This window comes from Jutongia sp. (genome assembly GCF_057878315.1).
The window spans coordinates 20,685-28,328 of the sequence record NZ_DBLXSO010000040.1 but is presented as its reverse complement, the minus strand read 5'-3'; the positions used below and the strand labels follow the sequence as shown (position 1 = coordinate 28,328).

Below are 7,644 nucleotides of genomic sequence, written 5' to 3'. Positions count from 1 at the left end.
TCCGTATCTCTGAAATGCTTGATTTGAAGAAAGAGAATGTTCATCTTGATGAACAGTATTTTGATGTTATCTGTAGTAAAACACAAAATGGTATCAGAAAAGTTCCAATAGCAGACAAAGTTCTGCCATATTACAAAGCTTGGTATGAATCCTGCCCTGAATGTGAATATTTACTTCATACAGAAGCTGGAAAACATTTTGAATACCGAAACTACTACGATAGCTATTTCAAGCCATTGATGGAACAGCTAGGTATTAATCGTACACCTCACTGCTGCAGACATACATGCATCTCAATGTTAGCAGAAGCTGGTATTAACCAGACGATTATCAAAAAGATTGCGGGGCACTCAGGTGCAATGACACTCACAGAGAAAGTGTATACCCACTTTGATATAAAGGAGCTTGTAGATGCGATTAATAAGATTTAAACAAAGAAAAGGACATTCCCCAGTATCTCTACTGAAAAATGTCCTATACATATCAATATCTTTGTTGCATACCTGCTGCATATGTGTTGCATTCGATGTAAATTCCAGCACATCTGACGGCATTCCACAACTTCTGTAACCCTTGAAAAATGGGCTTTTCTTGATATCTTCGTTCTTGAAAGATTATCTCTTTGAGAACTGAGGAGCTCTACGAGCCTTCTTGAGACCGTATTTCTTACGCTCTTTCATTCTAGGATCACGAGTAAGGAATCCTGCCTTCTTCAGTGTAGGACGGAAATCTGCGTCTACATTCAGAAGAGCTCTTGCGATACCGTGTCTGATTGCACCGGCCTGACCGGTGAATCCGCCACCACGAACATTTACAAGTACATCATACTTGTCAAGTGTGTTGGTCGCTTCCAGTGGCTGACGAACGATAATCTTTAATGTCTCAAGACCGAAATACTGATCCATATCCTTCTTGTTGATTGTGATCTTACCATTTCCTGGTACTAAATATACTCTGGCAATACTGCTTTTTCTTCTGCCTGTTCCATAAAATTTATTAGCCAATGTCTTTTCCTCCTCTCAATTATGCTCTCTCTACGATTTCTAATACTTCCGGCTTCTGTGCGATCTGCTCATGCTCTGCACCTGCATATACATGAAGCTTTGTTGCCATCTGGCGACCAAGTGGTCCCTTTGGAAGCATTCCCTTTACTGCATGCTCAATTACATACTCCGGCTTCTTAGCGAGCATTTCCTTGAGTGTGGTCTCTTTCATACCACCAACATAATCAGAGTGATGATAATAAATCTTCTGCTCCAGCTTCTTACCTGTTACTTTGATCTTGTCAGCATTGATTACGATTACATAATCGCCGGTATCGATATGCGGAGTATACTCCGGCTTATTCTTACCTCTCAATACGCAAGCTACCTCTGAAGCGAGACGTCCTAATGTATGTCCTGTAGCATCAACTACATACCATTTTCTTTCAATCTTGGATGGGTTAGCCATATAACTTTTCATCCCAGTACCTCCTAACTTTTCTAACAATCTTCAACTGTCAGGCACATAAATACTGTTACCGGGGCTTTGGCTTAAGTATTTTACACGCCACATTAGACTATTATATTATGTTTATGAAAGCTTGTCAAGATACAAATTATGCAAATAATCTACAAATTATCCATTGATTTCTGTCATTCCTCCAGCTTGGCAACGGAAGCTCCACGGATCAGCTGGCTTGCCACTACAGACGGTGCTGAAAGCTTTACCTTGTGTCCCTCGATCAATTTGATCAACTGCTCTGCCGCCTTCATGCCAATCTTCTCCGTATCCTGCCGCACCGTGGTCAGACGAGGCTGAAGCTGGCTTGCGATAAAGATATCATCATAGCCCGCCACCGAGATATCCTGCGGGATCCTTAATCCCATCGACTCGATCGCAGCGATGCCTCCGACTGCCGAATAGTCATCGGAATATATAATGCAGGTTGGCCTGATCGGCTGCTGCAATAATGTCTTCGTATATTCTGCCGCCTTTTTCAGATTACGATACTCGGACGGAAAGATCCATCCTTCCGGCAATGCCAGACCATGCTTGTCCATTGTCTCCTTCAGCCCCTGAATACGAATATCTGTAACAATCGATGTATCGTCACCGGTAATATAAGCGATCTTCTTATGTCCCATCGAAATCACATATTCAACCAGTTCACGCATTCCTACCGCATTGTCCGATATGACAGAAAGACAGTCCGGAAATTCGTAATCGATCGTCACAACCGGAATATCACTTTCCACCAGCTCGCGTACCTCCGGATTATAGAAATCGATACAGGCGATCATGACGCCGTCCAGACCACGGTACCGGCAATGCTCCAGATATGTTTTGCTTTTCTTGTGCTTCTTATTGCTGTTGATAAAGGTGATATCATAACCTTTGCTTTCCGCGGTCACTTTAAAGCTGTTCAGGATATTTGCGAAATAATCATGTGTCAGACCGCTCATCGATTCATCAATAAAGAGAACACCAATATTAAAACTTTTGTTCATGCGGATCGCGCGGGCATAATACTGCGGAAAATATCCCTGTTCCTTTGCAACCTCTTTAATATGTTTTTTGGTTTCCTCTCCAATATCCTTTTTGTCGTTCAGTGCTTTGCTGACCGTGGCAACCGACACGCCACAAATCTTCGCAATGTCTTTAATTGATGCCATCTGCCCCTCCATTCTTACGTACACTAATGTGATCTCCGTTTTCTTATCACACACTTTCACCGCCACCGGCAATCTATCATTCATGCCTTCTCACCGCTGCCGACACATATATGTCTATCATACCACACCACTATGTCCGGCACAATCATTATACTAATGATTTGGCAGGTAAACCAGGCAAAGATACGCCCATCGTATAAATATTCCGGTCAGAATAAAACCATATTGTAGAATAATATCAAAAACCTTTCTGCGAATCTTTGGATTCTTCTCATCCACATCCATTTCAATCAGGTCAACCTTTGGAGACAGGAAGCGGATCAGCTTCGTATAAGCAGCAAGGATCAAAAGCCATAACACAAACATTCCGAAACCGGCCAGCTGCCACAGAAATGTCTGCGGCATACTTTCTACGTTCCTTTGTGCTCTCGTTCCGGTCAGATATCCAAGTGCAATATACAGATAATCCGTCGAGATATATCCCCACACAAGACTGACCACCGTTAATATTAATCGTTTCCACCAGCGCATTTCCTCACCTCCTGTCTTTTTGTTCCGAGTATATTTCCTAACATAATACCGCCTGGATTCTCTTACCCGGCATTCTCTTATTCAGCATTTTCCAGCACCGTCAGAATGCACTTATCCGGCATGTTCTAACACAGCCGGGGTTTCCCCTGATCCGACATCTGCTATATACGCTTTCCCTTTGCACATATCTTATCAATCTTCATCTCAAACGGCTTCAATGAACATATGTTACCCTCCAGAGATATACTTTGCGGTTTGTCACTGTTATTAAATACAAATCTCCAGGTCGTATCCTGCTTCTGCCGATATGTAATTTCTACGCCAAGCGGCAGATCATCCCGGAAGCTCAGCTTCTGCTCCTGTGCCATACGAGCCGCAAGCGCCATATAGAATGCGCGGTCCGGCACAGTTCCTACATAATATATGCGACCTTTGCCATATGTGTTTACTGTTACTGCCGGCTGCCCCGCATAATACTGATCTCCATAGACCGCCAGAACCTCTGCCGTGTCTGCTTCCAGTATATCACACCAGCGCTTATATGTGGCATCCTGATGCTCCGTCTGCAGTGAAGAAGCATCCTCCCTCAAAAACGAATTTGTACAGATTTGACCATACTGTCCACGAAGCTGTGCATCGGTAATCCGCAGCTTCCCTGTCCGCGCTCCGGCGGCATTGTATTCCGTCACGTGCACGCCAGCAAGTTCTTTATATATAGTAGGAAGACTGTCCATGATACACTGATTAGAGAGGTTCTTCACCCCCGAGCGGTTCGTCAAAAGCACCGTTCCTCCCTGCTTTGCAAAGTTCTCCAGTTTCTTCACGGTTCCGGAATGTTCAATGAGCATTGTCGGAGCAAGTACAATATCATATCCGTCAAACGATGCTCTCTCGTCAATAATATCTACACCAACGCCAATGCCGGTAAAACCGTCGTGAAGACACTTTAACTGCTCCAGATAATACATGCCCTCTGCCTGATGCTGCAGCTTGAAACCATATTCATTATCGGAGCTGTAAAGTAACGCCACACGATTGACCACCTCAGAGCCATCCAACTCCTGAAGCTGCTTTATCGTCTGCCCCAGCTCTTTAAATTCCTGATAGCGCCTTCCCGGCACATTGCTGTGATCCAGGATTCCGTGCCAGTACATTTCTGCACCCGACACGGCGGTGCGCCAGCGAAAATGAATCACGGCGTCCGCTCCATGTGCTACCGCCTGCAGTGCATACCCTTTGATCATCCCGGGTACCGGCATGGCTGACATAGGCATCCAGCTTCCCACCGCACCGCTTAACTGCTCCATGATCCAGAAATTCTTCTGCAAGATTCCGCGCATAAGATCCAGATGAAACGCATGGGAATATAGTTCCTGTGAATCTGTCGGAATCATCGTTGTCGGATAATTGTCATAAGAAACAAAGTCCAGATTATGGAACAGGTCATAAAAGTCCGGCATATTTTCACACAGCCAGCTATTGGTTGTAATCTGCGCCTTCGGATCCAGCGAATGGATCAGCTTTCTCTGAAATTCAAGATATGCTACCGTACTATCAGAAGCATATCGGTTATAATCAAGCGTCAATGACGGATTCTGCCACTTGATGAAATCTCCCATCGGCGGCTTCACCTGAGAAAAAGAAGAATACTCTCCGCTCCAGACGCTGTTGCCATACGCCTGATTGATCTGTTCCGTTGTACCGTACTTCTCCTTCATCCAGTCACGAAACGCCTCCTCGCACACTGCACAGCGGCAATGGTTCGCCTCCAGCTCATTGTCGATCTGGTATCCGATCACCGCCTCCTCATCCCGGTAATGATCTACCAATTGGCGGATGATACGCTCACACAGTGTCCGATAAACGGGACTGTTCATGCAGCGGTGTCCACGGATTCCGATGGAGATCCTTCTTCCGTCTGTTCCAACCTGAATGATCTCAGGATATTTCTCAAATGCCCACAACGGAGGGGTGCAGGTTGGTGTACACAAAAATATCTGAATCCCTCTGTCCTTAAAAACGGACACTGCATGGTCGAGCCATTCAAACCGGAAATCTCCCTCCTCCGGCTCCAGACGGCTCCATGCAAACTCCGCCATCCGGACAAGCTTCACACCGCATTCCTTCATATGGTCTGCATCCTGCTCCCACATCTCCTCCGGCCACTGCTCCGGATAATAATCAACCCCCAGTAAAATTCCCATATTCGTCCTCCACAAAAAACCTATACCGTGATATCGGGGGCAAAATGCATTTTTCAACGGATGACATGGATTGCTCCATCGTCAGGCAATTTGTATGTAAACATACATTGCTATCTGCTTTTGTCCCTTACATCATGCTACTCATTCATATGCTTCCTGATCTCCAGCATCTGGTCACGCAGACTTGCCGCCAGCTCGAAGTTTAACTCGGCAGCCGCTGTGTTCATCTTCTTTTTGATCTTGCGGACAAGCTGCTCTAATTCCTTCTGATTCATTGATTCGATATCCTTCTGGATATCACCGGTTTCTGTCTCCTCGACCTTCTTCGAAATCCGGATCAGATCCCGGACTGCTTTCTTGATCGTCTGCGGTGTAATACCATGCTCCTCGTTATATTTCTGCTGGATGCTGCGACGACGGTTCGTCTCATTGATCGCATTGCGCATGGAATCCGTCATAACATCCGCATACATGATCACATGACCCTCTGCATTTCGTGCAGCTCGTCCGATGATCTGAACCAACGCGATCTCTGAACGCAGGAAGCCCTCCTTATCTGCATCCAGGATTGCCACCAGAGCAATCTCCGGAATATCCAGTCCCTCTCGGAGCAGATTGATTCCCACCAGCACATCAAACACATCCATACGCATGTCGCGGATGATCTCCGAACGCTCCAGCGTATCAATATCCGAATGCAGGTACTTTACACGGATGCCCGCCTCACGCAGATAATCCGTCAGATCCTCCGCCATCCGCTTCGTCAGCGTATTGACCATAACCTTATTGCCTGCCGCAATAGTACGGTTCACCTCGCCTAACAGATCATCGATCTGCCCCTCTACCGGACGTACGTCAATCTCCGGATCCAGCAGCCCTGTCGGCCGGATGATCTGCTCTACTCTCGCCAGCTCATGCTCGTCCTCATATACATTCGGTGTCGCAGAAACAAACATCATCTGATTGATATGCTGCTCAAACTCCTCAAAGTTCAGCGGACGGTTGTCTAACGCCGATGGCAGACGGAAACCGTAGTCTACCAGCGTCCTCTTTCTGGAACGGTCTCCGGCATACATACCGCGGATCTGCGGGATCGTCATATGAGACTCATCCACCATAATAATAAAATCGTCCGGAAAATAATCCAGCAATGTATGCGGTGGTTCCCCTTCCTTCAATCCGGAAAGATGACGGGAATAATTCTCAATACCGGAACAAAAGCCGGTCTCACGCATCATTTCGATATCAAAATTAGTCCGTTCAGAAATCCTCTGTGCCTCCAGAAGCTTATCCTCAGACCGGAAATACCGTACTCTGTCCTCCAGCTCCGCCTCAATGTCACGGATCGCACGCTCCATCGCTTCCTTATCCACAACATAATGAGATGCCGGAAACACAACCATATGCTCCAGCTCGGACAAAACCTCACCGGTCAGCACATCGATCTCCGTGATCCTGTCCACCTCATCGCCGAAAAATTCCACACGGATCGCGCGGTCAGACTCCGAAATCGGGAATACCTCCAGCACATCTCCGCGCACACGGAAGGTACCACGCTGAAAATCCATGTCATTCCTTGTGTACTGCATATCGATCAGACGGTGAATGACCTCATCACGATCCTTGATCATGCCCGGTCGCAGTGACACGGTCATATTCTGATAATCGATCGGGCTTCCGAGACCATATATGCAGGACACACTCGCCACGATCACGACATCTCTCCTCTCCGTCAGTGCCGCCGTCGCCGAATGCCGCAGCTTATCGATCTCATCATTAATCGAGGAATCCTTCTCAATATATGTGTCCGAGGACGGTACATATGCCTCCGGCTGGTAATAATCATAATAGGATACAAAATACTCCACCGCATTCTCCGGGAAAAATTCCTTGAACTCGCCGTAGAGCTGCGCCGCCAGAGTCTTATTGTGCGCAATGACCAAAGTCGGTTTATTAAGCTTTGCAATGACATTTGCCATGGTAAAGGTCTTGCCGGAACCGGTAACACCAAGTAAGGTCTGAAACTGATCGCCCTCCTCAAAGCCCCTGACCAGAGCGTCGATCGCCTCCGGCTGGTCTCCGGTGGGCTGGTATTCGGAATGTAATATAAAATGATCCATGATTGTCTGAACACCTCCAAATAAGAGAAATACTGGAAACTGCCGGAAACATATCCGGTGATTTCTCTCCGATTTGTGTCTTTTCACACTATAATAAAACAGGGAACAAATCTCTCCATGATGGCGATTCAT

Annotated in this window: 7 protein-coding genes; 1 reads left to right on the top strand and 6 read right to left on the bottom strand. The window is 46.5% G+C overall.

From position 1 onward, the window contains the following. A partial coding sequence (locus ACZLMD_RS09785; RefSeq protein ID WP_489495636.1) for a tyrosine-type recombinase/integrase occupies positions 1-431 on the top strand: 431 nt, incomplete at its 5' end. Between the two features lie 183 nt (positions 432-614). Here ACZLMD_RS09785 and rpsI read toward each other — a convergent pair. The 6 genes from rpsI to uvrB all read right to left on the bottom strand — a co-directional run bounded on the left by rpsI (position 615) and on the right by uvrB (position 7,512). Continuing rightward, entirely contained in the window at positions 615-1,004 is a 390-nt protein-coding gene (gene rpsI / locus ACZLMD_RS09780; protein WP_022305150.1) for a 30S ribosomal protein S9, read from the bottom strand. A 19-nt stretch (positions 1,005-1,023) separates the two neighbouring features. Continuing rightward, positions 1,024-1,464, bottom strand: a complete 441-nt coding sequence (gene rplM, locus ACZLMD_RS09775) for a 50S ribosomal protein L13 (protein ID WP_022305149.1) — start codon at positions 1,462-1,464, stop codon at positions 1,024-1,026. A gap of 173 nt (positions 1,465-1,637) precedes the next feature. Then, positions 1,638-2,657: a LacI family DNA-binding transcriptional regulator gene (locus tag ACZLMD_RS09770; protein WP_482522364.1), complete on the bottom strand. Its 1,020-nt coding sequence runs from the start codon at positions 2,655-2,657 to the stop codon at positions 1,638-1,640. Positions 2,658-2,810: 153 nt separating this feature from the next. Beyond that, complete coding sequence (locus tag ACZLMD_RS09765) at positions 2,811-3,188, bottom strand: hypothetical protein (RefSeq protein ID WP_489495635.1); 378 nt, start codon at positions 3,186-3,188, stop codon at positions 2,811-2,813. 161 nt (positions 3,189-3,349) lie between these two features. Beyond that, entirely contained in the window at positions 3,350-5,392 is a 2,043-nt protein-coding gene (locus tag ACZLMD_RS09760; protein ID WP_489495634.1) for a beta-galactosidase, read from the bottom strand. A gap of 137 nt (positions 5,393-5,529) precedes the next feature. After that, on the bottom strand, positions 5,530-7,512 hold the full coding sequence (gene uvrB, locus ACZLMD_RS09755; protein WP_482522366.1) for an excinuclease ABC subunit UvrB: 1,983 nt from the start codon (positions 7,510-7,512) through the stop codon (positions 5,530-5,532). Positions 7,513-7,644 lie beyond the last annotated feature (132 nt).

Coding starts and splice junctions, on each gene's coding strand:
- ACZLMD_RS09765 (WP_489495635.1), bottom strand. CDS start 3,188: ATGCGCTGGTGGAAACGATTAATATTAACGGTGGTCAGTCTTGTGTGG.
- ACZLMD_RS09760 (WP_489495634.1), bottom strand. CDS start 5,392: ATGGGAATTTTACTGGGGGTTGATTATTATCCGGAGCAGTGGCCGGAG.
- uvrB (WP_482522366.1), bottom strand. CDS start 7,512: ATGGATCATTTTATATTACATTCCGAATACCAGCCCACCGGAGACCAG.
- ACZLMD_RS09770 (WP_482522364.1), bottom strand. CDS start 2,657: ATGGCATCAATTAAAGACATTGCGAAGATTTGTGGCGTGTCGGTTGCC.
- rplM (WP_022305149.1), bottom strand. CDS start 1,464: ATGAAAAGTTATATGGCTAACCCATCCAAGATTGAAAGAAAATGGTAT.